This is a genomic window from Streptomyces sp. RKND-216 (assembly GCF_004795255.1).
GTDB classification, from domain to species: Bacteria; Actinomycetota; Actinomycetes; order Streptomycetales; family Streptomycetaceae; genus Streptomyces; species Streptomyces hazeniae.
The window spans coordinates 4,749,027-4,773,546 of sequence record NZ_SSBQ01000002.1; the positions used below are offsets into that span (position 1 = coordinate 4,749,027).

The 24,520-nt window shown below is 70.3% G+C and carries 18 protein-coding genes; 5 read left to right on the forward strand and 13 right to left on the reverse strand.

Translation table 11 applies throughout. The features are described from left to right. Positions 1 to 29: 29 nt before the first annotated feature. Both E4198_RS20780 and glnA read right to left on the reverse strand, forming a co-directional pair. On the reverse strand, positions 30 to 5,132 hold the full coding sequence (locus tag E4198_RS20780; RefSeq protein ID WP_210732867.1) for an ATP-binding protein: 5,103 nt from the start codon (positions 5,130 to 5,132) through the stop codon (positions 30 to 32). Between the two features lie 463 nt (positions 5,133 to 5,595). After that, complete coding sequence (glnA, locus tag E4198_RS20785; RefSeq protein ID WP_136184492.1) at positions 5,596 to 7,011, reverse strand: type I glutamate--ammonia ligase; 1,416 nt, start codon at positions 7,009 to 7,011, stop codon at positions 5,596 to 5,598. A gap of 207 nt (positions 7,012 to 7,218) precedes the next feature. On the opposite strand from glnA, the gene E4198_RS20790 reads away from it, so the two are divergent. Beyond that, on the forward strand, positions 7,219 to 7,689 hold the full coding sequence (locus E4198_RS20790; RefSeq protein ID WP_136184493.1) for an RDD family protein: 471 nt from the start codon (positions 7,219 to 7,221) through the stop codon (positions 7,687 to 7,689). A gap of 81 nt (positions 7,690 to 7,770) precedes the next feature. Here the strand turns inward: E4198_RS20790 and E4198_RS20795 are convergent, their stop codons facing one another. The 4 genes from E4198_RS20795 to lipB form a co-directional block, all read right to left on the reverse strand. Next, entirely contained in the window at positions 7,771 to 8,466 is a 696-nt protein-coding gene (locus tag E4198_RS20795; protein WP_136184494.1) for a DUF4191 domain-containing protein, read from the reverse strand. Positions 8,467 to 8,558: 92 nt separating this feature from the next. Next, entirely contained in the window at positions 8,559 to 8,834 is a 276-nt protein-coding gene (locus E4198_RS20800) for a hypothetical protein (RefSeq protein ID WP_136184495.1), read from the reverse strand. 275 nt (positions 8,835 to 9,109) lie between these two features. Beyond that, a complete protein-coding gene (lipA, locus tag E4198_RS20805; protein WP_136184496.1) occupies positions 9,110 to 10,048 on the reverse strand; it encodes a lipoyl synthase in 939 nt (312 codons plus the stop codon). A 64-nt stretch (positions 10,049 to 10,112) separates the two neighbouring features. Then, positions 10,113 to 10,934 (reverse strand): lipoyl(octanoyl) transferase LipB, encoded by an 822-nt coding sequence (gene lipB, locus E4198_RS20810; RefSeq protein WP_136184497.1) that lies wholly within the window; start codon positions 10,932 to 10,934, stop codon positions 10,113 to 10,115. A gap of 238 nt (positions 10,935 to 11,172) precedes the next feature. Here lipB and E4198_RS20815 point away from each other — a divergent pair, with 238 nt between their 5' ends. Beyond that, positions 11,173 to 12,822, forward strand: a complete 1,650-nt coding sequence (locus tag E4198_RS20815) for a regulator (RefSeq protein WP_136184498.1) — start codon at positions 11,173 to 11,175, stop codon at positions 12,820 to 12,822. Between the two features lie 112 nt (positions 12,823 to 12,934). Here the strand turns inward: E4198_RS20815 and E4198_RS20820 are convergent, their stop codons facing one another. The 3 genes from E4198_RS20820 to E4198_RS20830 all read right to left on the reverse strand — a co-directional run bounded on the left by E4198_RS20820 (position 12,935) and on the right by E4198_RS20830 (position 15,840). Further along, complete coding sequence (locus E4198_RS20820; protein ID WP_136184499.1) at positions 12,935 to 13,177, reverse strand: hypothetical protein; 243 nt, start codon at positions 13,175 to 13,177, stop codon at positions 12,935 to 12,937. Between the two features lie 127 nt (positions 13,178 to 13,304). Continuing rightward, positions 13,305 to 14,696: an FAD-dependent oxidoreductase gene (locus E4198_RS20825; RefSeq protein WP_247597779.1), complete on the reverse strand. Its 1,392-nt coding sequence runs from the start codon at positions 14,694 to 14,696 to the stop codon at positions 13,305 to 13,307. A 244-nt stretch (positions 14,697 to 14,940) separates the two neighbouring features. After that, a complete protein-coding gene (locus tag E4198_RS20830; protein WP_210732868.1) occupies positions 14,941 to 15,840 on the reverse strand; it encodes a TIGR01777 family oxidoreductase in 900 nt (299 codons plus the stop codon). A gap of 50 nt (positions 15,841 to 15,890) precedes the next feature. Between E4198_RS20830 and E4198_RS20835 the strand changes: the two genes are divergently transcribed. Beyond that, positions 15,891 to 16,388: a GNAT family N-acetyltransferase gene (locus E4198_RS20835; protein ID WP_136184501.1), complete on the forward strand. Its 498-nt coding sequence runs from the start codon at positions 15,891 to 15,893 to the stop codon at positions 16,386 to 16,388. Positions 16,389 to 16,436: 48 nt separating this feature from the next. Here E4198_RS20835 and E4198_RS20840 read toward each other — a convergent pair whose 3' ends face one another. Continuing rightward, entirely contained in the window at positions 16,437 to 16,955 is a 519-nt protein-coding gene (locus E4198_RS20840) for a DUF4240 domain-containing protein (protein ID WP_136185523.1), read from the reverse strand. A 259-nt stretch (positions 16,956 to 17,214) separates the two neighbouring features. Between E4198_RS20840 and E4198_RS20845 the strand changes: the two genes are divergently transcribed. Together E4198_RS20845 and E4198_RS20850 are read left to right on the forward strand one after the other, a co-directional pair. Then, positions 17,215 to 18,786 (forward strand): sodium-dependent transporter, encoded by a 1,572-nt coding sequence (locus E4198_RS20845; protein WP_136184502.1) that lies wholly within the window; start codon positions 17,215 to 17,217, stop codon positions 18,784 to 18,786. Further along, positions 18,786 to 18,923, forward strand: coding sequence for a methionine/alanine import family NSS transporter small subunit (locus E4198_RS20850; protein WP_136184503.1), 138 nt, complete (start codon positions 18,786 to 18,788; stop codon positions 18,921 to 18,923). Before E4198_RS20845 ends, E4198_RS20850 begins: the two co-directional genes overlap by 1 nt. Positions 18,924 to 19,029: 106 nt before the next feature. Here the strand turns inward: E4198_RS20850 and aceE are convergent, their stop codons facing one another. The 3 genes from aceE to sucB form a co-directional block, all read right to left on the reverse strand. Continuing rightward, positions 19,030 to 21,711 (reverse strand): pyruvate dehydrogenase (acetyl-transferring), homodimeric type, encoded by a 2,682-nt coding sequence (gene aceE / locus E4198_RS20855; protein ID WP_136184504.1) that lies wholly within the window; start codon positions 21,709 to 21,711, stop codon positions 19,030 to 19,032. 292 nt (positions 21,712 to 22,003) lie between these two features. Next, positions 22,004 to 22,627, reverse strand: a complete 624-nt coding sequence (locus E4198_RS20860) for a GntR family transcriptional regulator (RefSeq protein WP_136184505.1) — start codon at positions 22,625 to 22,627, stop codon at positions 22,004 to 22,006. 99 nt (positions 22,628 to 22,726) lie between these two features. Then, positions 22,727 to 24,505 (reverse strand): 2-oxoglutarate dehydrogenase, E2 component, dihydrolipoamide succinyltransferase, encoded by a 1,779-nt coding sequence (gene sucB / locus E4198_RS20865; RefSeq protein ID WP_136184506.1) that lies wholly within the window; start codon positions 24,503 to 24,505, stop codon positions 22,727 to 22,729. Positions 24,506 to 24,520: the final 15 nt, after the last annotated feature.

Below are 24,520 nucleotides of genomic sequence, written 5' to 3' on the forward strand. Positions count from 1 at the left end.
CGTTCGGGGTCGGACACGTCTCTGAGCAATCACCTGCTGTACGGAGCCAACCCATCATTTCCGGCGACGACCAAAGCGTCGACGAGCACCTGCCACTCGTCCAATTTACCGAGTTCTTCGGCCGCCCTACGGACTTCCTTGAGCCACCTGTTCGAGAGCCACGACTGCTTGACCGTGACACTTCCATCTTGAATGCAGAGATCGGAGACCCAATACACAGCACGGGTGGCCTGCACTTCCTCCGAGAGCTTTCGCACGATGCGGATGAGCGCGTCGACGGACTTAGCCTTCCCGCGACCGGTCGGCAGCCAATCGTCAATCGACTCAACGAGGTCCTCAGCGCGGACCCAGTCAATGGGTTGACCGACGACCTCGTTGTACAGACCCTGCGTCCATGTAACAGGGTCCGGCAGCAGGGCAGCGGCAGCCCAGTCGCCCCAATGATGGTCACGGTAGGGGCTTGAGTCATCATTTGAGTAGCCAGTAGCATGGCGCAGCAACGACGGCCAGACACCTCGGGCAGCTTCAGCCAAGCGTTCGTTCTCGGCACCTGCCGCAGCAAGACCGTGAAGGAAATTCGTCATCAGCCATGCACCTTCGCGAAGAACGTCGAGGTGTTCAAGCACCGGTTCGGCGTCACCGTTCTTCGCGAAGCCTTCGAGCAGGGCCCGTGCGGCAACGAGCGTGTGCATCCCGCGGTCGTCCGCGGTCCAGCCCTCCTTCTCCTGCGCAACCATGGCGCGTCGCTCGACGTCGAGAAACGCGGCGAGGAGCGTGGCTGCGTCGTCGGTGCAACAGTGGTCCGTCGACGCGGCTGCCCCAAGTCCGCGAATGGCTGCGTCCAGAACCGCGATGTCTACGGAGTCACCCGGTAGTTCCTGGAGGCGTTCGGCAACGTCGCCAGCAATCTGGACATTCGGCTGTAGCTGGCCGTCCTGGTCCCATGGACCGATTTCTGCGCCTCGGGCGGTTTCAAGCAACCAGTTCAACGCTGTCCGGTGGATGCAAGGGTCGAAGTGGCATGGGGACCTCCAGACGACATCGCATCCACGCGCCAGGTACAGCCGAGTCTCCAAGGACGCCTTGCCTGCCATCGCAAGACCAGCCTGGGCAACATCTTCGGTCGAGTCACCGGCCGCTTCCAGCGGTGCGGCCAGTGCGGGTTTAAGGAACGCCGGCAGGGCTTGAGCCACAGCTCGGTCGGCACTGAGATCGAAGTACTGATCCTCGTGGCCCTGGTCCTCGGCGTCCTGGAACGATGATGCGATGCCGATGACGAGCTCAGCTGCGAACTGCGCTTCGCAGCCCAGCGCCTCCAGATCGCCAGCGGCGGCTCGTTCGACCGCTGCTCGGACGACGTGGGCAACAGCGTCCACAGGCCGGTTCGGCATCAGGTCTTCATCGGCTTCGACCAAGGCACGTCCTGCCGCCAGGTCCGCAGCGATCTCCTCCGACGAGGGCGGACAGTACTCCGCGTCATGCTTGGCCGAGCCCCAGTACCGATTCTGCAGGCGCAGACTGGTCTGCACGACCTCCTGGTGAGCCTCGTGCGCTTCTTGCGCGGCTTGCAGCTCAAGCGGTGGCTCGACCTCGATGTAGACCTCATCCTCATGCCGCTTAACTCGATACTGCTCCGGGTCCAGGCTTGCGGCCCAGTTCTTCGTACGCTCCTGGCTAATGCTCAGTCGGTCGCCGTTCTCGACAAGCTTGTCGGCGACCTTCTTCAAAGCCTGGGCACGCTCCTGTCCGCCGTGCACCATCAGCCAAATGGCTACCTCACGCGGTGTCCACTGGCGGCGTTCAAGGTTTGCGAGCCCTTCGGTTGCCGCACGCAGCCCTATGTACTCACTCGTCCTGCGTCCAAACTCCAACTCCCATACGACAGGTTCGGCGAGGAAAAGGTCGAGCTCGGTGCCGACCTTCTCAATGTGGCGCACTAGCAGACCGAATAGCATCCCCGGAATAGCCAGGTTCTCGCAGCCGTTCAAGAGTGTCTCGACAACCAACCTCGGTGACGCACCCTGACTCAACCATGTGTCGGCAATACGCTCCATCGCCTGGAGTGCGCTCATAGCTGAGTATGGGCCAACTGACGTCCCCCGATACCAGTTCCACACATGACTGTCGCCGACGTACAGGCGGGCGGTGCCGTCAAGGTTCAGGATCGCACCGCGGTCTTCTCCTTCTCCGCTTTCTGTATCGACATCTACGCTTTCGTTCCGGGCGTGGACGTGCCCAGCAAATGCGTCGGGCGAACTAAGCCGCGACAGCGTCGCTACGCGCGCCCGCGCACCGCTGTTCAGGATGTCGTTCAGCACCCGCACCGATGTCGGCAACGGAGCTGTGTGGAACAGCTGCCAGAATCCACCGAAATAGTACTGGAAGAACGGTGGTCCGAAACCTGTCCACCGACCCTGATGCCCCCTGATGCCCTCATATCGGTGCCAACTCGGCTCGTCGTCGATGTAGTAGGCCGCCATCAACGTCGCCAGTAGCTCTGGGCTCTTCTGCGCCAAGGCTCGGGCGCTCAGCGGCGAATCCGCGGCCGGAGCCAGGAACGCCGGCGCGTCGTCCGCGATAGCCCGAAGGCACGTTTCGACGGCATCATCGATGTCCGGACCGAGCAGGGCCAACGTTTCGACGAACTCTTCCTTCGTCAGGTGGTAATCCAGCTCGCGTCGGCGTCGCCGACGCTGCGGCATCCACCCAGACGGTGTCTCCCCGCCGGTTTTGTGCAGAGGGAACGAGTTCCAATAGGCAAGGAGACGGGCTCGAAGCCTGATTCGTAGCTCGTTGCCAGCCGGAACGTCCGCTAGGGACAGGGCGTGCAGCCAGTCCGCGAGCAGTTCGAACGACTCCTTCGACACGTCCCACGGCTCTTTGTCATCGAGGAGGAGCTGCACAACGGGCTTCGTGACCAGAGGGTCGACCAGCCCATTGACCTTATGCCGCTGCTGAACAACTCGAACTACGTCGCCGAGCACCAAGCCGACCGACTGGTCCGTGCACGCTGACATCAGGCATTTGTACCCGAACGGTGTCTCCAGTACCGCCTCCACCGGAACGTCAGTCCACCGGGGTCCGCGTGCTGCCGCGAACACCTCGAATTGCGAGCTCAGTTCGATGAACTTTCGGACAGGCCGAGCGTCCGGTGCTTTCAGTAGTCCCTCGCACGCAAGAATGGCGGCCGACAGCGCCCACCGAGGCGCTCCCGCTGACTGCAGCAAATCGGTGGGGCTCTGACCACGGACGAGAAGGATGGCGGTCGCGTACCGCCGGACTTCGTCATGTGCAAATTCCGGCTGATTCCGATACCGGCTCGGTGGTGCGAGCAAATGGTCCCGACGCAGCGCGTCGACCGCTGCAGCATCAACGCCTGCGCCAGGTCGACGGTCCTCGGGCAGCTTCATGGTCTCTGCGGCTACTGCGAGCAACGTCTGTTCGCGTGCCTCCGCCGAGCCGACACAGGGCCGCCCATCGCCGCGAACAATCCGGCTCCACACCAGATCAAGGCATTCCCACTCACTCAGTGAACTTTCTGGCTCTGCCCCGGTCCGAGCCAGCAGGTCCAGTACAACGGGCCTTCTCAGCAGCGAGTTCGCAGGCAGGTCTCGCAGGACCGTACGCAAAAGCGGAAAGTGGTCTGAGACGACAGAGATGTCCTCATCGCCCAACGGCCGCATCTCGAAGGATGAAATGGACTTCGCGAACCCCAGCTCCACCTGTTCTCGCACAAAACCCAGTGCCACGTCAGATGTCACAACAACGAGCCCAACACCCGCCGCAGCCGCTGCCAGCACCAGGTCACTCAACAGGCCGGCAGATCGCTCCAGAGCAGCATCAGCCGCATCGATGACCAGGACCCGAGACGGTGCCGATGTCTCTGCGAGCACATCCTCCAGCGACATCCCGAGCGCAGCCCGCAGCTCCAAGCTCGACTGCGGCAAGCCGCGGAAGTTCACCACCACCCCCCGAAACCCAGCGGGGTCTGCGGCTTCCAACTCTTCGACGGCCGACAGCGTCAGCGCGCTCTTACCGATGCCCGACTCGCCGGATACCAGCAGAGCCGAAACACGAGTACCTGCCTCGCGCAGGACCCCAGCGAGTTGCTCGCGACGGTCGGCGAACGAGATCTCAACCGGCCCGCCAGATGCCTCATCACCGATCGTGGTCCGCACACGGGCAACAGCCAGCTTGCGTTGTTCAGCGAGCACCGACCACGCGTGCCGGCTTCGAATCGCGGCCGAGTCCAAGAACACGTGAATGTCACGGCGAAGCACCTTGAGGTCCACCACGGCGCCCGTCGCGTCGTAGCGGGTTGCCTCGACCTCAAGCTGGTTCCGGACCACCACTCCGTCGATGGCAGCTGAGGCCAGGCCGTCCAGCGACGTTGCGACCGCCGCGCGGTCACCTTCGTCCGGGCTCTGGACCGCGAAACTGAGGATGTGCAGCCGACCTAGCAGCTGCCACGCCAGCCGCAGGACCTCTTTCGGTACTGTGCCGTCTTCGACGACCTTCTCGACCAGCTTCAGAAAGTGCTTCTGCCGCTCACGCACCGGCTTCGACCAGCGGCCGTCGACGTCCATGGACGCTTGGAATGACTCCGGGTCGGCATGGGCCCGCGCGATTTCGCAGAGCGTTGCGAGGTTGTCCCACTGATTGGACCGGCCGGCGGTTGCGACGGCGACCTGGTGAGTGTCTGTGTCGAACCTTTCGACTTCGGAAAGCAGCGACCCGACGAGCTTCACCGTCTCGTCATGGCTCGGGACGAAATCCGGCGTTGCGCGGCATGCCACGGCAAGGGTGACCTCGCCTGACTCATCGCCGCACTCCACAAGAAGGTCATCTACCGGATGCGCCGGACCAGTTTGGAACGACACCCTCCGGACCGGCAGCTCAGATGCCTCCGTCCGTCGTACACCGGTCAACATGCCAGCGAGATAGACAGCCGCGACGCGATGCGCGAACGAAACACCACCGCCGCCCGTCGCGTAGGTGCTCGATCCTCGTGCACTTTCACCGGTTGCGGCTGTGGCGCCTCTGGCGGCCGCATCCTGGGGAGCAGCGGCGGGCTCAGATGCCGCCTCGCCCTCGGACCGAGCAGCAGCATCCGGGGCAACAGACTCGTTCATGTATTCCTCGGTGGCGTTGTGCTATCAGTGGCCGCACGGCTCACCGTAGCGGTGCGTCGTCGACCGTGCAGCGATATATCGCATCAATCCGTGTTCAGCCCGCACACAGTCCGCAGGACACCCGATGAGGACCGTCGTGCACCATCGCCAGCAATCACTAAAAGGCCAGGTCAGCGGCCTGCAGCGAACGACTCCACAGGTCACCGACCTGGCCTATTACTAGGAGACCAAGAAGGCTGCCGCCGCACAAAGAGCCTGGACGAGCTGACGAGGGCCGCCACCCAACTATGGGGTAGCGGCCCTCGTGGCTTTCTGACAGCGCGTCAGATCAATCGCCGAGCGGTGCACACCCGGTGCACAAGGGGGCGGAAAGCCAGCCGTGACAGTGAGAACTACTGAGAAGGGTTTTCGCAGGTCACAGCATGTGTGCAGGGCTTCCACCTAGGTCGCCCGACCGCAGCTTTTAGATGTCGAAGTACAGCTCGAACTCGTGCGGGTGGGGGCGGAGCTGCATGGGGGCGATCTCGTTGGTGCGCTTGTAGTCGATCCAGGTCTCGATCAGGTCGCCGGTGAAGACGCCGCCCGCCTGGAGGTACTCGTTGTCGGCCTCCAGGGCGTCGAGGACGGCCGGGAGGGAGGTCGGGACCTGCGGGACGCCGGCGTGCTCCTCGGGGGCCAGCTCGTAGAGGTCCTTGTCGATCGGCTCGGCCGGCTCGATCTTGTTCTTGATGCCGTCCAGGCCGGCCATCATCAGCGCGGAGAAGGCCAGGTAGGGGTTGGAGGACGGGTCCGGGGCGCGGAACTCGACGCGCTTGGCCTTGGGGTTGGCGCCGGTGATCGGGATGCGCATGGCCGCGGAGCGGTTCCGCTGCGAGTAGACCAGGTTCACCGGGGCCTCGAAGCCGGGCACCAGGCGGTGGTAGGAGTTCACCGTCGGGTTGGTGAAGGCCAGCAGCGACGGGGCGTGCTTGAGGATGCCGCCGATGTAGTAGCGGGCGGTGTCGGAGAGGCCCGCGTAGCCCTGCTCGTCGTAGAACAGGGGCTCGCCGCCCTGCCACAGCGACTGGTGGACGTGCATGCCCGAGCCGTTGTCGCCGAAGATCGGCTTCGGCATGAAGGTGGCGGTCTTGCCGTTGCGCCAGGCGACGTTCTTCACGATGTACTTGAAGAGCATCAGGTCGTCGGCGGCGGCCAGCAGCGTGTTGAACTTGTAGTTGATCTCGGCCTGGCCGGCGGTGCCGACCTCGTGGTGCTGGCGCTCGACCTGGAGGCCGGCGCTGTCCAGCTCCAGGGAGATCTCGGCGCGCAAGTCGGCGAAGTGGTCGACCGGCGGGGCGGGGAAGTAGCCGCCCTTGTAGCGGACCTTGTAGCCGCGGTTGCCGCCGTCCTCGATGGCGCCGGTGTTCCAGGCGCCCGCCTCGGAGTCGATGTGGTAGTAGCCGGCGTTGGCCTTGGTCTCGAAGCGCACGTCGTCGAAGACGTAGAACTCGGCCTCGGGCCCGAAGAAGGCGGTGTCGGCGATGCCGGAGGAGGCGAGGTACGCCTCGGCCTTCTTCGCCACGTTCCGCGGGTCGCGGCTGTACTGCTCGCCGGTGATCGGGTCGTGGATGAAGAAGTTGACGTTGAGCGTCTTGTCGCGGCGGAACGGGTCCACGCGGGCGGTCGAGAGGTCCGGGACCAGGGCCATGTCGGACTCGTGGATGGCCTGGAAGCCGCGGATCGAGGAGCCGTCGAACATCAGGTGCTCGGCCGGGTCGAACGACTTGGCCGGTACCGTGAAGTGCTGCATGATGCCAGGCAGGTCGCAGAACCGTACGTCGACGAACTTCACGTCCTCGTCCGCGATGAACTTCTGGGCTTCGTCGGCGTTCTGGAACATTCGACTCCTCCTAGTCCCGTCGTGTGGGGACGGGCTTTGCTGCCGTGAGAGCGCGGGCCGGTGCGGGGGCACGCTGATCCCCGACCATAGGGAGACGCCATTTCTCGGGCATGACCCATTTGTTTCGCCGATGTTAACCACCCCGCGGTCCGGAAACCTCGCCAACCGGGCGGTCGTGGACGATTTCGCCCGCGATACCGTGGAGCCGTGGACAACAGGGAAGCAATCGGATCGTGGCTCTCCGGACCGCGCAGCGTGGCCGAGGGCATGGGCGCGGACTTCGGCTACCGCGGTGAACGGCTCGGCCTGCCGCAGGACGGCCCCCGGTCGGTCGCGTCGTTCGGGCGGCGGCTGGGCGCCATCTTCATCGACTGGGCGCTGGCCGTGCTCATTTCCTACGGGCTCCTCTCGGGCGGCGCGCTGCAGGTCGCGAACCGGTGGGCGCTGCCCGTCTTCCTGGTGATGGTCCTGCTCACGGTGGGCACGGTCGGCTTCACCCCGGGCAAGCGCATCCTCGGCCTGCGCGTGGTCGCGGTGGACGGGCTGGGCCGCCTGGCGACGTGGCGGGTGCTGGTCCGCACGGTCCTGCTCGGCCTCGCGATCCCCGCGCTGATCTGGGACCGCGACGGGCGCGGCCTGCACGACCAGCTCTCCGGCGCGGTGCAGGTCCGCATCTGACCGGTCCGCCTGCCGACGGGGCATGCGAGAGGGGCCGGTGCACCGCACCGGCCCCTCAGCCGTTCGTCGGGGTGCCGGTCGTCAGCGCCGACCGCCGTTCGGGCCCTTCGGCAGCCGCATGCCCTTCGGCATGGGGCCCTTGGGCATGGGCATGTTGCTCATCAGGTCGCCGAGCGCACGCAGCCGGTCGTTGGTCGCGGTGATCTGCGAGCCCTGCATCACGCGGGGCAGCTTCAGCATGGTGGTGCGCAGCTTCTTCAGCGGCACCTGGCCCTCGTCGTCGCCGACCACCAGGTCGTGCACGGGAACCTCCGCGACGACCCGGCTCATCTTCCGCTTCTCTGCTGCGAGCAGTCCCCGCAGCCGGTTGGGGTTGCCCTCGGCGACGAGCACGATGCCGGGCTTGCCGACGGCCCGGTGCACTACGTCCTGGTTCCGGTTCATCGCCACGGCAGGGGTGACGTTCCAGCCGCGGCCGATGTTGTCGAGGACCGCGGCGGCAGCCCCCGGCTGACCCTCCATCTGCCCGAACGCCGCCCGCTCCGCGCGCCGCCCGAAGACGATCGCCGTGGCGAGGAAGGCGAGCAGCACGCCGAGAATGCCCAGGTAGACCGGGTGGCCGATGAGGAAGCCGATCCCGATCAGGACACCGAGCGTGCCGAGACCGACGCCGGCCAGAATCCAGCCGATCTTCCGGTCCACGCGCCGGGTCATCTTGTACGTCAGGCCGATCTGCTTGAACCGGCCCGGGTTCTCGGAAGTGTCCTGCCTCGCCATAGGGCGCAGTTTACGTGGCGCGCCGGAGCGCTTCCGCCCCGGCCGGGTGTACGCCCCGCCGGGCCCCCGCGCCGTGGCGCGCGCGGCAGGGTCTAACCGTGCTGGAGAGCGCCTGCCCCAGCCTGCAGAACGGCCTGCGGGGCGGCCTGCGAAACAGCCTGCGGAGCGGCGGCGACCGCAGGGCGCGGAGCGGCCACGGGGCGGAGCGCCGTGCCCGGGGTGGGCATCGCGGTCAGCAGCCGCTCGGCCTCCGCCCTGGCGCGCGCCCGGGAGCGGTCTTCCAGGACCGCCTGCCAGGCGTTACGGCGCGCGGTGCGGCCACCGCCGTCCAGCAGCAGACCCTCCAACGTACGCAGGGCGGTGCGCATGCTTCCTCCGGAGATTGAAGATGAGAGCCGGGCCCGCGCCGCACGGCGAAGCGCCGGACGCGGGGTGTGAGTACATCGTCACTCACGGGTGTTATCAGCGCATGTCGATCAGGTCAAAGGGACCCGGCGGCGCTGGGGCGAAGTGCGGCCGAACTCACACTGCCGCCCGCGGTGCCGGACCCCGCGTACCGGGGCGGCTGTCCCCGTGAGGACGCCCGCCCTTCCGAAGCGGCGGGGCGGCGCACCCCGCCCCGCCCCGCCCCGCCGTCGGGCGGTCAGGCGGCCTTCGCCGCGCGGGCGTCCATGGCCTGCCGATACAGGCGCCCCGCGCGGTAGGAGGAGCGGACCAGCGGACCGGACATGACGCCGGCGAAGCCGATCTCGTCCGCCTCCTGCTGGAGCTCCACGAACTCCTCCGGCTTGACCCAGCGCTCCACTGGGTGGTGCCGGGGCGACGGGCGGAGGTACTGCGTGATGGTGATCAGCTCGCAGCCGGCCTCGTGCAGGTCGCGAAGGGCCTGGGAGACCTCCTCGCGCGTCTCGCCCATGCCGAGGATCAGGTTCGACTTGGTGACCAGGCCGTCCTCGCGGGCCCGGGTGATGACCTCGAGCGACCGCTCGTAGCGGAAGGCGGGGCGGATGCGCTTGAAGATGCGCGGCACCGTCTCGACGTTGTGGGCGAGGACCTCGGGGCGCGAGGAGAAGACCTCGGCGAGCTGCTCGGGCACCGCGTTGAAGTCCGGGATCAGCAGCTCGACGCCGGTGTCCGGCATCGCCGCGTGGATCTGGCGGACCGTCTCCGCGTACAGCCAGGCGCCGCCGTCCTCGAGGTCGTCGCGGGCCACACCGGTGATGGTGGCGTAGCGCAGCTCCATCTGCTGGACGGACTCCGCCACGCGCCGGGGCTCGTCGCGGTCCAGCTCGGCGGGCTTCCCGGTGTCGATCTGGCAGAAGTCGCAGCGCCGGGTGCACTGCTCGCCGCCGATGAGGAAGGTGGCCTCGCGGTCCTCCCAGCACTCGAAGATGTTGGGGCAGCCCGCTTCCTGGCAGACGGTGTGCAGACCCTCGTCCTTCACGAGCTTCTGCAGGGCGTTGTACTCGGGGCCCATCTTCGCCCGGGTCTTGATCCACTCGGGCTTGCGCTCGATGGGGGTCTGGCTGTTGCGGACCTCCAAGCGGAGCATCTTGCGACCGTCGGGTGCGACAGCGGACACGTCCGGCTCCCTACGTACTTTCGATTCCTCGGTGCGTACCAGAGTACGCCTGCCGTTGTGCGGGTCAGACGGCGCGGGGGAGGGGAAGTGCCTCCTCCAGCACCGCACGGAGGTGCTTCTCCACTACGGGAAGCACCTCGGCGACCGGAACATTCCTGCCCAGCTCGTCCGAGAGCGAGGTGACGCCCGCGTCACGGATGCCGCAGGGCACGATCCGGTCGAACTCGGTGTTGTCGGGATCACAGTTCAGCGCGAAGCCGTGCATGGTCACGCCCTTGGCGACCCGGATGCCGATGGCGGCCAGTTTCCGGTCCTCCCGGCGCTGCCCCGCGTTGGACGGCGCGTACTCCGGGCCGCTCAGCCTCGGGTCGAACTCCTCGTCCGTCAGCCTCGGGTCGAAGTCCAGCGCCAGGCCGCCGAGAGCCTGCTGCCCGTCGGGACCCTCATCCCGTCCCGCGTCTCGGCTGCGCCGCTCGACCGGGTCGCCGAGGACCCACACGCCGCTGCGCCCCTCGATCCGCGTGGTCGCCACGCCGAACTCGGCGGCGGCCCGGATCAGCGCCTCCTCCAGCCGCCGCACGTGCGCCACGACGTCGACCGGGCGCGGCAGTTTCAGGATCGGGTATCCGACGAGCTGGCCGGGGCCGTGCCAGGTGATCTTCCCACCGCGGTCCACGTCCACCACCGGGGTGCCGTCCAACGGGCGTTCGCTGTCCTCGGTGCGGCGGCCGGCGGTGTAGACGGCCTGGTGCTCCAGCAGCAGACAGGTGTCCGGGGCCTCGTCCGCGAACCGTGCCGCATGCACCCGGCGCTGCTCCTGCCACGCCGCGGTGTACTCCACGGCGTCGGCGCCGAAGCCCAGGTGGACGAAGCGCAGCTCGCTCACGGCCGTCTCCTCTGCGTGGGTCTCGGGCGCGGGCACGCGCCCCGGTGCGCTCGATGCACACCCCAGCCACTCTACGGCGGGTCCCGAGCAGATCCGGAGGCGACCGCCTACTCACACGTACGGATGAATACGCGGCGGTCAGGGCCGGTGCGGTCGCTGTGGCCGTTACATTCGCGCCGTTCCAGCAGGGCGCCCCGGCGTCTGCGCGCAAGCCGTGAGTCAGGAGACCGTACAGCCGATGACGACGGAACGACCTGGGGGTTCCCCCCAGCAGCGCACGCCCAACCGACGCCTCGCCGCGCTCATCGCGGAAGCCGGGTTCTCCCACGCGGGCCTCGCCCGGCGGGTGGACCAGCTCGGCCTCGAACACGGTCTCGACCTGCGCTACGACAAGACGTCCGTGACCCGCTGGCTGCGCGGGCAGCAGCCGCGCGGCACCACCCCCGCCCTGATCGCGGAGGTCTTCACCCGCCGACTGGGCCGGCGCCTGTCCGCGCAGGACCTCGGCCTGGACGCGTGTGCTCCGGTGTACGCGGGTCTGGAGTTCGCCGCGACGCCCGCCGAGGCGGTGGACATCGTCAGCGGGCTCTGGCGCAAGGACACCGGTGCACAGGCCGACCTGCGGAAGATCGCGTTCACGCCGGCCGGTCTGGTGGTGCCCAGCCGGGACTGGCTGATCGGGCGGTCCGACGAGCGTGTCGCACGTGGTGGCGGAGGCGGTAGCGGTGCCGACGGGCCGGCGGTGCCGCCGGCGGCTTCCGCGCGGGTGCCGCAGCAGGCGCGCGGGGCGAGCCCGGTTCTCCGGCCGGGCGCGGTCGCGGCGTCACCGGGAAGCGGGCTGGCGGCGGGAGGGGTGCGGGTACCGCGCCCCGCCGGGGCGGCGGACCCGAGCGGTCTCCCCGGCGGCCCGGGTACCGCATCCGGTACCGCCGCCGGGCGGGCCGCCGTCACCGAGCCGGCGCAACTCACCGAACGAGGTCCGGGCCGTCGCGTGACCGGAGGCGACGTCGCCGCGCTGCGCTCGGTCTGCGACCTCTTCCGCGCGCTCGACCACGCCTACGGCGGCGGCCACGCCCGCCAGGGCCTGGTGCGATACCTCGAACACGAGGCGGATCCGCTGCTGCGCGGCGTCTACGGCGAGCAGACCGGGCGCCGCCTCTTCGGCGCGGTCGCCGACCTCACCCGGCTCGCCGGATGGACCTCGTACGACGTCGCGGCTCACGGCCTCGCCCAGCGCTACTTCGTGCAGGCGTTGCGACTCTCCCAGGCAGCGGGCGACCGGGCGTACGGCGCTTACGTGCTGGTGACGATGAGCCGCCAGGCCGTCTACCTCGGTCACGGCCGGGAGGCGGTGCAGCTCGCGCGGGTGGCGCAGCAGGGGGTGGGTGCGGCGGCGCCGTCCGCGGTCCAGGCGCTGCTGCACGCCGCCGAGGCGCGCGGCCACGGCGTGCTCGGTGAGGTGCGGGCCTGCACTGCTTCGCTGGCGCGGGCCGAACGGTCGCTGGAGGCCGTGCGGCAGGGGGAGGAGGTGCCACCCTGGGCGCGCTTCTTCAACGAGGCGCAGCTCGCGGACGAGTTCGCGCACTGCCACCGGGACCTCCAGCAGTACCGCGCTGCGGCACAGCATGCGGAGCGGGCGCTGCGGCTGCGCGGCGCAGGCTATGCGCGCAGCCGGTTGTTCTGCCGGGTGGTGCTGGCGACCGCGCGGCTCGGGCTGGGCGAGGTCGAGCAGGCGTGTGCGCTCGCGGCGGAGGCGGCGCTGCAGGCCGCGGAGATGCGGTCGGCGCGGGCGTTCGAATACGTGCGTGACTTCGAACGCCGTCTCGAGCCGTACCGCGACGCGGGGCCGGTGCGTGTCTACCGCGAGCGCGTAGCCGCCCTGGGCTGAACGGCCGGTTGCGGGGCTCCGGGTCGTGCCTGCGCCGTGCCGGGGCCGCAGCTGTCCGGGACGGCGCCGACACCGGGGGCGGGGCTCTCCGAGCCCCGCCCCCGGGCGGGGGCTACCGGCGCGTCGGCGCAGGGAGCAGGTCCCGGACGGCGCGGCAGGTCGTGCGGGACGGACGGTGGACGCCTATCCGCTGGGCCAGGCCGCAGATGCGGCGGTCCGTCGCCCGGTCCGGCGTGTAGACGCCGGAGTCGAGCAACGCGATCGCCAGCCGCATCGCCTTCAGCCGGCGGTTGTGTGCGACGTACCACTCTCGGGGCTGCCCGGCGGGCAGCGGCACCTTGCGGACGACGGTCATCAGCGACCTCCCAGGACGTGGGTGAGCCCTCGCGATTCTGTCTCCAGAATACCGCCGCCCACTGACAAAAGGCCCTGGCCAGAGCGCATGTGACGGCCCGTCGGGAGGGATCTTCCGAAAGGTGTGCTCAGGCCGCCGCAGGCACGCCCGGGCCGCCCTGCGGGGCGGATCGCAGACCGAGATCGCGCAACACCTCGGCTGCCGCCCGCCGGGCCGAGGCGAGGGCCCCCTGCGGACCCGACACCTCACGGTGGTCGCCGCACACGTACAGGCCGCACAGCACGCGCACGGCCCGCCGGAGGTCGTGCGGGGCGGGCATCGCGGGCACGGCGCGCGGGTCGTGATGGACGGCCATCGCCTCCCATCCGTCCGACGGCACTCCGTGCAGCACGCCCGCGTGCGCCCGTACTGCCTTCTCCAACGTGGCCGCCGGTTCCCCGGCCGCCTCGCCGAGCACCACGGACGTCACCAGCGGCCGTCCGTCGCCCGGCGTCCGGGACGGGTCGACCGCCGACGCCACCCAGCTGTGCGAGACCGGGCCGCGGCGCTCGGCGTCGACCAGCAGCGCGTCCCGGTGCGGCAGCGGGCCGTCCGCGAGGTGGTGCAGCACCGTCACCGGGTGGTGCGGTGGGACGCGCAGGCCGGGCAGAAGCTGCGCCGCCCGGTGTGCACCGGCCGCGATGACCACGGCGCGGCAGCCGATGCTGCCGTGCCCGGCCGTGTCCACCGCGCTCGCACAGACCGAGGTGGCGCGCACCCCGGTCCGTACGGAGCCCCGGGGCAGCGCGGCGGCCAGGACGCCCGGCAGCGCGCCGGCACCGCCGGCCGGTACGCACAGCCCGGCCCGGGCGAAGCCGCGCAACGCCAGGTCGGCGACCCGGCTGGACGTGGTCAGCGCCGGATCGGACAGCAGCGCGGAGAGGAGCGGGCGTATCAGGGCGTCGGCCGTGCGGCCGGACAGGCCGCGCCCGGCGAGAGCCTTCGTCGCGGACACCTCGGGCCGGGCGTGCAGGCGTTCTTCGGGCAGCGCGGCCAGCCTGCCCAGGGCGGCCCGGAGCCGCGAGACCTCCACGGCGTCGCTCACCGCCGTACGGGTCAGCGCGCGGGCCGAGCGCAGCGCGCCGCGGCCCACCCGGCCGCCGTGCGGGTGGCCGCCCCGCCCCGGCCGTCCGGCGTGCGGGCGGACGTCTGCGACACGCAGCGCCCGGTTCCCGGTCCGCAACACGGCGCCGGGCGCGAAGGGACGCAGCGCGAGCGCCGATCCCAGGCCCAGACCGGGCAGTTCGGCCTCGGGCCAGCCGGGGCAGAGCAACCCCGGTGCGCGGTCCAGCAGATGGCCGTCCACCTCGTCGGTGCGCATCCGGCCGCCGATGCGGCCCTCGGCCTCCAGAACCACGACCCGCAGCCCCGCACCGGCCAGGTGCAGTGCCGCTGCCAGGCCGGCCGGCCCGGCGCCCACGACGACGACGTCGGTCTCCTCCGCGTGCGTGCGGCGTGCGAGTGCGCTGTTGATCGGCACGTGCCCTCCCCAAGGTCGTCGAGCGACAGCAAGGGCTTTTTCCCGTCGGAGCGTTGGACGTTCCGTCTGGCTCATGCCCGCAGGCAGAGCCGGGAATACCCGAGGGAGTCGACTCTATGCACACGCGGACTCGCCGTCAGTGGTGCACGGGGTGGCACGGGCGCACGACGGCGCACGCCCGTGGACACGACCGGCGCGCGGAAGCGGTCGGGCCGGCAGCGCGCCCACCGGAACCGAAAGGTGGTCAGGCGGTGCGGTCCAGCGCGGCCCGCACCGCGTCCTCCACCGTCGGGAAGGCGAAGCGGAACCCGGACTCCAGCAGCCGCCGGGGCCGCACACGCTGCGAGCCGACCACGTCGTCGGCGAACTCGCCGAGGACCAGCCGCAGTACGGCCACGGGCACCGGGAGCAGCGCGGGCCGCCGCAGCACCCGCGCCATCGCCGCCGTCACCTCGCGGTTGGTGACGGGTTCCGGTGCGGTGAGGTTCACCGGTCCGTGCAGCTCCGGGGTGTCGAGCAGGTGGCGCAGCGCGGCGACGTGGTCGTGCAGCGCGATGTGGCTCCAGTACTGCCGTCCGTCGCCGAGGCGGCCGCCGATGCCCGCCCGGAAGATCGGGAACAGCCGCCCCCAGGCACCGCCCTGACGGGCCACCACCAGTCCGGTCCGCGCGAACACGGTGCGGACGCCCGCCCGTTCGGCGGGTGCCGCGGCGGCCTCCCAGTCGCGGCACAGGTCGGCCATGAAGCCGGAGCCGGGTGCCGCGGACTCGTCCACCGCGCGTGTCCCGGTGTCGCCGTACCAGCCGATGGCCGTGCCGACGAGGAAGGTCGCGGGCGGCTCCGCCATGCCCGCTACCGCTTCGGCCAGCGTGGCGGTGCCCAGCACCCGGCTGTCCCGTAGCTCCTTCTTGTACGCCGCGGTCCACCGGCGTTCGCCGACGCCGGCTCCCGCGAGGTGGACCACCGCCTCGCAGCCCGCCAGGCCGGCGGTGTCCACGGTGCCGCCCTTCGGGTCCCACGCCACCTCGTCCGCCGCGCGCGGAGGGTGCCGCACCACGCGCACCACCTCGTGGCCGTCCCGGTGGAGGGAGGAGACGAGGGCGGAGCCGATGAGGCCGTTCGAACCGGTCACTGCGAGGCGCATGGGCGTAATCCTGTGGACGTGGGCGGCGGATGAGGACAAGAGTGACGCGTATGCCCTCCCAGTTCACCATCCGGGCCGCCTCGGACGCCGACGAGGGCCCGCTCGGCGTTCTCGACCGCCGGACCTGGTCCCCGCTGCACGCGGTCACGCCGCGACCCGAGCCGCCGTATCCCTCCTTCTTCGCCACCACCGGCCCCGAGGACCACCTCGTCGCCGACCTGCCGGGTCGCGGCCTCGTCGGCTACGTTCGGCTGGGACGCCCCACCGAGCTGGAGTCCAACGCGCACGTCCGCCAGATCCACGGCCTCGTGGTGGACGAGCGGGCGCGCGGCATCGGCGTCGCGCGCGCCCTGCTGGAGGGGGTGTGCGCGCTGGCCCGGGAGCGGGGCGCGCGGCGCCTCACCCTCCGCGTGCTGGGGCCGAACGTGCCGGCCCGGGCGCTGTACGAGTCGGCCGGCTTCCGGGTCGAGGGCGTGCTGCCGGAGGAGTTCCTGCTGGACGGCGCGTACGTGGACGACGTGCTGATGGGCCGGTCGCTGGCCGGCTGACCGGTACCGTGCCGGGGACGGCACCAGGCGCCGCCGGCACGGGGCGGCTCAGGTGCGGAAGCGTTCCCACAGACGGGGGAGGCGCTCGGCCAGCGCCGCGTCGTCCTCCAGGTCGAGCGGTGCGCCCTCCGGGTCGGGGGACCGGTCCGGGAGCCCGAGGTCCGGCAGCTCGCCGCCGGTGAGCTGCTCGTACGCCTCGTCCGCCGCGAAGCCCAGGTCCTCGGCCTCGCCGTCCAGCTCCTCGTCGAAGTCCTCCAGCAGCTCGGCCAGCGCGTCCGCGTCGTGGGCGGCGACCTCGAAGAGGTGCCGGCCCTGCCCGATGAGCCAGCAGCGGAAGGCGTCGAAGGCGTCGTCGCTGACCCCGTCCAGCAGAATCCAGGCCGCCGCCCACAGGTCCCACTGGTAGGCACGGCGGTAGCGGACCTCGAAGTGCCGGGCGAAGTACGTCACCGCGTCCGGGTCGAGCTGCGTGAGCCGGTCGACCAGGACGTCGGCCTGCTCGTCGGGGTCTCCCTCGGCGGCCTCGCGGGCGGCGTCGACGTGCTCCCAGAACTCCGTCTCGTCCATCACGGCACCAGCATCCAGCCTGGTGGGCCCCGACGCACGCGGAATGCCCGGGACACGCCGACGCCTTCCGCCGCGTCGGGGCGGGCCTCGGCCCGACCCGGCCCGCTGAACCCGTCTGCCACGGCCGGATGGCGCTGCGCCGAGGACGGGAGCACCATGGGCCGCAAGGACTGTCCGGGGCGCGCGAAGAGAACCTCTGAACTGGCTCTTTCCCGCGGGCGACCGGACGGGCACGGCCTGAGCGACGAAGGACGGCGTCATGGCTGAGCATTCCCGCCCGCAGCACCAGCCCCGCGAGCGCTGGGGTTCCCGCACCGGGTTCCTCTTCGCGGCGATCGGCTCGGCCGTCGGGCTCGGCAACATCTGGCGGTTTCCCGCAGTCGCGTACGAGAACGGCGGCGGCGCGTTTCTCCTGCCCTACCTCGCGGCTCTGCTCACCGCCGGTCTGCCGCTGCTGATCCTGGAATACAGCGTCGGCCGGAAGTACCGGAAGTCGCCGCCCGCCGCGTTCCGGGCCCTGGGCAAGCCGGGGCAGTTCATCGGCTGGTGGCAGGTGGCGATCTGCTTCGTCATCGCGACCTACTACGCCGTCATCCTGGCCTGGGCCATCCGCTACGTCGGGTTCTCCTTCGGGCAGGACTGGGGCGACGACCCCGAGGCGTTCCTCTTCGGCGACTTCCTGCGGACCGCGGAGACCCCCGGGGACGTGAGCGACGCCTTCGTGGGCGGCGTCTTCTGGCCGCTGCTGGCGGTGTGGCTGGTCGTGCTGTTCGTCCTGTACCTGGGCGTGCGCAAGGGCATCGAGAAGGCCAACATCATCTTCATCCCGATGCTGGCGCTGTTCTTCGTGGTCCTGGTCGTTCGTGCGCTCACCCTGGACGGCGCGGCGACCGGCCTGGACGCGTTCTTCACCCCGGACTGGTCGGCGCTGGGCGACGGCAGCGTCTGGGTCGCGGCCTACGGGCAGATCTTCTTCTCGCTGTCCATCGGCTTCGGCATCATGGTCACCTACTCCTCCTACCTGGGGCGCCGTTCGGACCTCAGCGGATCGGCGCTCGTCGCCGGCTTCTCCAACAGCGCCTTCGAGATCCTGGCCGGCATCGGCGTCTTCGCCACCCTGGGATTCCTGGCCGCCGAGTCGGGAGTCGGGGTGGGTGAGGTGGCCACGGACGGCCTCGGGCTGGCCTTCGTGGCCTTCCCGGCGGTCATCTCCACCATGCCCGCCGGGTGGTTCTTCGGCGTGCTGTTCTTCGGGTCCCTGGTCTTCGCCGGCTTCAGCTCGCTGATCAGCATCGTGCAGGTCGTGGTGGCGTCCGTGCAGGACCGGCTGCGGGTCGGTCGCGCGGTCGCCGTGGTCACGGTGACCGGCGCGATCGGCATCATCTCGCTGTTGCTGTTCTCCAACGACAACGGCCTGTACCTGCTGGACGCCGCCGACCACTTCATCAACCAGTACGGCATCGTGCTGGCCGGTCTGGCCTTCGTCGTCTTCGTGGCCTGGTGGCTGCGTCGGCTGCCGCAGCTGCAGCAGAGCGTCAACGCCACCTCCGCGGTACGGCTGGGCTGGTGGTGGGTGGCCTGTCTGGGCGTGGTCACGCCGCTGGTGCTGGGATGGATGATGATCGACAGCCTGCTCGCCGAGTTCGAGACCAACTACGGCGACTACACCACCGACTTCCTGCTGAGGTACGGCTGGAGCGTCGCTCTCGGCGCCCTGGTCGTCGGCATCCTGATCTCGCTCGTGCCGTGGCGCTCCGACGAGGAACTGCCTCCCACCGGGCCCGGGGGACCGGGCGGGACGGCCGACCTGCCCGAAGGGAGGAGGCACTGATGTCCACAAGTGCCATCATCATGATGATCGTCTTCATCGTGGTCATCTGGGGCGGGATGGCCGCCGCGATCCTCAAGCTCCGCGGCTTCCCGGACCCGCCCGACGACGACGAGCCCACGACCGACCAGGCCGTCTGACGCCGGCACAGACACGGCGCCCACCCGGCACGAGCCGGAACGCCGCACGGCGCGTGCGCCCGCCCCTGGAAGGGCGGCCGCACGCGCCGTGACGGAGCGGGGCGGATCAGGCCAGGCCGTACTTCTCCGCCGCCTGCCGCACGGTCTCCTGCTTGACCTCGCCGCGTCGGGCCAGCCGGGACAGCGCCGCGACGACCACCGACTCGGCGTCCACGCCGAAGTGGCGGCGGGTGGCCTCGCGGGTGTCGGACAGGCCGAAGCCGTCCGTGCCCAGCGAGCACCAGTCCTGCTCCACCCACTGGCTGATCTGGTCCGGGACGGCCCGCATCCAGTCGCTGACCGCCAGCACCGGGCCCGGCGCTCCCTCCAGCACGCGCGTCACGTACGGCACGCGGTCCTCGCCGCGCAGCGCCGCCGCGTCGCACTCCAGGGCGTCCCGCCGCAGCTCGCTCCAGGACGGCGCGGACCACACGTCCGCGGTCACGCCCCACTCCTCGGCCAGCATCTGCTGCGCCTGCAGGATCCAGTGGATCGCGGTGCCGGAGGCGAGCAGCTGGACGTGCGGCGCGTCGTCGGCGGGCGCGGTGCCCTGGTTGAAGCGGTACAGGCCCTTGACGATGCCCTCCTCGACGCCCTCCGGCATCGCGGGCTGCACCTTCGGCTCGTTGTAGACGGTGAGGTAGTAGAAGACGTCCTCGGCGTCCGGGCCGTACATGCGGCGCAGACCGTCCCGGACGATGACGCCGACCTCGTAGGCGAACGCCGGATCGTAGGTGAGCGCCGCAGGGTTGGTCGAGGCGATCAGCGGCGACTGTCCGTCGGCGTGCTGGAGGCCCTCGCCGGTCATCGTCGTACGGCCGGCGGTGGCGCCGATGAGGAAGCCGCGGCCGAGCTGGTCGGCGAGCGCCCACATCTGGTCGGCGGTCCGCTGCCAGCCGAACATGGAGTAGAAGATGTAGAACGGGATCATCGGCTCGCCGTGCGTGGCGTAGGCGGTGGCCGCGGCGGTGAAGTCCGCCATCGAACCGGCCTCGGTGATGCCCTCGTTCAGGATCTGACCGTCCTTCGCCTCCTTGTAGTACAGGAGCTGGTCACGGTCCACCGCGTCGTAGGTCTGGCCCAGCGGCGAGTAGATGCCGGCGGACGGGAAGAGCGACTCCATGCCGAAGGTGCGGGCCTCGTCCGGCACGATCGGCACCCAGCGCCTGCCGGTCTCCTTCTCCCGCATCAGGTCCTTCACCAGCCGCACGAACGCCATGGTGGTGGCGATCTCCTGGGAGCCCGAACCCTTGAAGAGGGTGTCGAAGGGCTTGGCAGCGGGCTCCGGCAGCGCCACCGGGTGCACCTTGCGGGCCGGGGCGGGGCCGCCCAGTTCGGCACGGCGCTCCTGGAGGTACCTCACCTCGGGCGAGTCGGCGCCCGGGTGCACGTAGGGAACCAGGCCCTCGTCGAGCCGGCTGTCCGGGATGGGCAGTTCCAGCAGGTCCCGCATGGCGCGGAACTCCTTGCCGGTCAGCTTCTTCATCTGGTGGTTGGCGTTGCGCGACTCGAAGCCCGGGCCCAGCGTCCAGCCCTTGACGGTCTGCGAGAGTACGACGGTCGGCGCGCCCTTGTGGGCCAGCGCCGCGCGGTAGGCCGCGTACACCTTGCGCGGCTCGTGGCCGGCGCGGGAGGTGCGGAAGCACTCGATGATCTTGTCGTCGGTGAGCAGCCTGCCCAGTTCCGCGAGGGCCGGCTCGGCGCCGAAGAAGTGCTCGCGGATGTAGGCGGCGTCGCGGGTGGCGTACGTCTGGAACTGCGCGTCCGGCACCTCCCGGAGCCGGCGCACCAGCGCGCCGGTGGTGTCGAGCTGGAACAGCTCGTCCCAGGCGGAGCCCCACAGCGACTTCACGACGTTCCAGCCGGCGGCGCGGAACTGCGCCTCCAGCTCCTGCACGATCTTGAAGTTCGCGCGGACCGGGCCGTCGAGCCGCTGCAGGTTGCAGTTGATGACGAAGGTGAGATTGTCGAGCTGCTCGCGGCCCGCGAGGGCGAGTGCGGCGGTCGACTCCGGCTCGTCCATCTCGCCGTCGCCGAGGAAGGCCCACACGTGCGAACCGGCGGTGTCCTTGATGCCGCGGCCGGCCAGGTAGCGGTTGAAGCGGGCCTGGTAGATCGCGGCGAGCGGGCCGAGGCCCATCGACACGGTGGGGAACTCCCACAGTTCGGGGCTGCGCCGCGGGTGCGGGTACGAGGGGAGGCCGTTGCCGCCGACCTCCTGGCGGAAGTTGTCGAGCTGCTGCTCGGAGAGGCGGCCGTCGAGGAAGGCGCGGGCGTAGATGCCGGGGGAGGCGTGGCCCTGGATGAAGAGCTGGTCGCCGGAGCCGCCGGTCTCCCGGTCCTCCTTGCCGCGGAAGAAGTGCTGGAACCCGGTCTCGTAGAGCCAGGCGGCGGAGGCGAAGGTGGCGATGTGGCCGCCCAGGCCGTAACGGCTGCCGCGGGTGACCATGGCGGCGGCGTTCCAGCGGTTCCACGCGGTGATCCGGGCCTCCAGCGCGCGGTCGCCGGGGATCTCCGGTTCGGCGGCGGTGGGGATGCTGTTGACGTAGTCCGTCTCGAGCAGCTTCGGCAGGGCCAAGCCGCTGTGCCCGGCGTGTTCGAGGGTGCGGCGCATCAGGTACGACGCCCGGTGCGCGCCCGCGTGCTCGGAGACGGCGTCCAGCGATTCCCGCCACTCGGCGGTCTCCTGCGGGTCGCGGTCAGGGAGCTGGTCGAGCTCGCTCGGCTGATGGGATACGGCGTCGGGCATGGTGGCCACCTCACCTCTCGCGGACGGACAGATGCGTCGTGCTGTGGGGGTTGTGCTGCGGGAAGGGTTCGTCCCCGATGGGCAGGCAGGACAGGGGATCGCCCCAGCGGAATGACTCTACGTGCCGATCGATGATCGATCAAAGACTCCGAGAGAAATTGGCACCCTGTGCCCCTGAAGTCGGCACAGCGTGCCGCCTTGCTTTCTGGGGTTACTGCCCGGTTCTACCCTCGGGTTCGCAGGTCGCGGTGCCACTGCCGGGCAGCGCACGGACGGGCCGTTGCGCGCGCCGTCAGGCGCGCGGCGCGCAGCCGAGCACGTGTTCCTTGACCAGCTCGCCGATACGCGGGTCCCGTCGCCGGAAGGCCTCCAGCACCGCCTCGTGCTCCTCCGCGTAGCTCTGCTGCACCGTGCCGAGCCAGCGGATCGACAGGGCGGTCCACACCTCGATGCCCAGACCCTCCCAGGTGTGCAGCAGCACGCTGTTGCCGGACGCCCGCACCAGCTCGCGGTGGAAGCCCACGGTATGCCTGACCTGCGCCTCGCCGTCCCCGTCCCGGTCCGCTCCGTACAGCGCGGCGACGTGCGGCTCCAGTCGCGAGACGTCGTCGGCGAGCCGTGGTGCGGCCAGCTCAGCGGCCATCTGCTCCAGACCCGCGCGCACCGGGTAGATCTCCTCCAGGTCGGCCGCGGACAGCTCCCGCACCCGTACGCCCTTGTTCGGCGCGGACTCGATCAGTCGCAGCGCCTCCAGCTCCCGCAGCGCCTCCCGCACGGGTGTCTGGCTGACCTCCAGCTCCACCGCGATGCGCCGCTCCACGATCCGCTCCCCGGGCTTCCACCGGCCGCTGACGATCCCCTCCACGATGTGCTCGCGGATCTGCTCGCGCAGCGAATGGACGACGGGCGGGGTCATGAGGCTGCTCCTGAGGTCGGATCGTTGGGCACGACCATACGGCGACGCCCCCGCCCGGATCACTCTCCGGGCAGGGGCGCCGTCTCATGGTGCGGAGGGTTACAGACCCAGCTCGCCCTCGAACTCGCCGGCCTCCAGACGGGCCTTCACGTCCGAGAGGTAGCGGGCGGCGTCCGCGCCGTCGACCAGCTGGTGGTCGTAGGACAGGGTCAGGTAGACCATGTCGCGGACGGCGATGGTCTCGCCCAGGTCCGGGTGGTTCACGACCATCGGGCGACGCACGGTGGCGCCGATGCCCAGCATCGCGACCTGCGGGTAGTTCACGATCACCGTGTCGAACAGCGCACCGCGCGAACCGGTGTTGCTGATCGTGAACGTGCCGCCGGACATGTCGTCCGGACCGAGACCGCCCTGGCGGACCTTGCCCGCCAGCTCGGCCGTCTTGCGGGCGATGCCCGCCAGGTTGAGGTTTCCGGCCTCCTTGATGACCGGGACCATCAGGCCCTTCTCCGAGTCCACCGCGATGCCGATGTTCTCGACGTCGTGGTAGGTGATGGTGCCGTCGTCGTTGATCTTGGCGTTGACGGCCGGGTGGGCCTTCAGCGCCTCGGCGGCGGCCTGCACGAAGAACGGCATGGGGGAGAGCTTGACGCCCTCACGGGCCTGGAAGGACTCCTTCGCCCGCGACCGCAGCCTCATGATGCGGGTGACATCGACCTCCACCACGGTGGAGAGCTGCGCCTGGCTGTGCAGCGCCTTCATCATGTTCTCCGCGATCACCTTGCGGATCCGCGGCATCTTGACGGTCTGGCCCCGCAGCGGCGATGCCTCCAGCTTCGGCGAAGCCGGTGCGGCGGAGGGCGAGGCGGCGGCCGGAGCCTGCTGCTTCGCGGCCTCGGCGGCGGCGACGACGTCCTGCTTGCGGATGCGTCCGCCCACGCCTGTTCCCTTGACCTGCGCCAGGTTCACACCGTGCTCGGCCGCCAGCTTGCGGACCAGCGGCGTGACGTAGGCGCCGTCGGCCTCGGCACCGGCGGCCGGGGCGGGCTGCGCCGGGGCGGCGGGCTGCGCCGGCACGGAAGCGGGGGTCTGCTGCCGGGCGGGCTCGGGCTGCGGGGCCGGGGCGGGCTCGGGCTGCGGGGCCGGGGCGGGCTCGGGCTGCGGGGCCTCCTGCTTCGGCGCTTCCTGCTTCGGCGCCTCCTCCTGCTGCTGCTGCGGGGCTGGCTGTGCCGGGGCCTCGGCGGTGGGAGCGGCGTCACCGGAACCGATGACGGCCAGCTTCGCGCCGACCTCCGCGGTCTCGTCCTCGCCGACCACGATCTCCAGCAGCTTGCCGGCGGCCGGGGCGGGGATCTCGGTGTCGACCTTGTCGGTGGACACCTCCAGCAGCGGCTCGTCGGCCTCGACCGAGTCGCCGACCTCCTTCAGCCACCGGGTGACGGTGCCCTCGGTCACGGACTCGCCCAGTGCCGGGAGCACCACGTCGGTGCCCTCGGCGCCGCCGCCGGACGGGGCCGCCGCCTGGGCGGGCTCCGGCTGCGGAGCCTGCTCCTGCTGGGGCTCGGACTGCTGGGGCTCGGACTGCTGGGCCGGGGCCTCCTGCTGGGCGGGCTCGGCCGCGGGAGCCGCGCCGCCGCCACTGCCGTCGTCGATCAGGGCCAGCTCGGCGCCGACCTCGACCGTCTCGTCCTCAGCGACCTTGATCGAGGACAGGGTGCCGGAGGCGGGAGCGGGGATCTCGGTGTCGACCTTGTCGGTCGAGACCTCGAGCAACGGCTCGTCGGCCTCGACCTGCTCACCCTCGGCTTTCAGCCACCGGGTGACGGTGCCCTCGGTGACGCTCTCGCCGAGCGCCGGAAGGGTTACGGAAACCGCCATGGTTCCTGTTGCTCC

What these genes read in the sequence shown, in the direction of transcription:
- glnA (WP_136184492.1), bottom strand. Translation starts at nt 7,011, where the DNA reads ATGTTCCAGAACGCCGACGAAGCCCAGAAGTTCATCGCGGACGAGGAC.
- E4198_RS20840 (WP_136185523.1), bottom strand. Translation starts at nt 16,955, where the DNA reads ATGGACGAGACGGAGTTCTGGGAGCACGTCGACGCCGCCCGCGAGGCC.
- sucB (WP_136184506.1), bottom strand. Translation starts at nt 24,505, where the DNA reads ATGGCGGTTTCCGTAACCCTTCCGGCGCTCGGCGAGAGCGTCACCGAG.
- E4198_RS20800 (WP_136184495.1), bottom strand. Translation starts at nt 8,834, where the DNA reads ATGCGCACCGCCCTGCGTACGTTGGAGGGTCTGCTGCTGGACGGCGGT.
- aceE (WP_136184504.1), bottom strand. Translation starts at nt 21,711, where the DNA reads ATGCCCGACGCCGTATCCCATCAGCCGAGCGAGCTCGACCAGCTCCCT.
- E4198_RS20830 (WP_210732868.1), bottom strand. Translation starts at nt 15,840, where the DNA reads ATGCGCCTCGCAGTGACCGGTTCGAACGGCCTCATCGGCTCCGCCCTC.
- E4198_RS20850 (WP_136184503.1), top strand. Translation starts at nt 18,786, where the DNA reads ATGTCCACAAGTGCCATCATCATGATGATCGTCTTCATCGTGGTCATC.
- E4198_RS20780 (WP_210732867.1), bottom strand. Translation starts at nt 5,132, where the DNA reads ATGAACGAGTCTGTTGCCCCGGATGCTGCTGCTCGGTCCGAGGGCGAG.
- E4198_RS20835 (WP_136184501.1), top strand. Translation starts at nt 15,891, where the DNA reads ATGCCCTCCCAGTTCACCATCCGGGCCGCCTCGGACGCCGACGAGGGC.
- E4198_RS20820 (WP_136184499.1), bottom strand. Translation starts at nt 13,177, where the DNA reads ATGACCGTCGTCCGCAAGGTGCCGCTGCCCGCCGGGCAGCCCCGAGAG.
- E4198_RS20815 (WP_136184498.1), top strand. Translation starts at nt 11,173, where the DNA reads ATGACGACGGAACGACCTGGGGGTTCCCCCCAGCAGCGCACGCCCAAC.
- E4198_RS20845 (WP_136184502.1), top strand. Translation starts at nt 17,215, where the DNA reads ATGGCTGAGCATTCCCGCCCGCAGCACCAGCCCCGCGAGCGCTGGGGT.
- E4198_RS20860 (WP_136184505.1), bottom strand. Translation starts at nt 22,627, where the DNA reads ATGACCCCGCCCGTCGTCCATTCGCTGCGCGAGCAGATCCGCGAGCAC.
- E4198_RS20795 (WP_136184494.1), bottom strand. Translation starts at nt 8,466, where the DNA reads ATGGCGAGGCAGGACACTTCCGAGAACCCGGGCCGGTTCAAGCAGATC.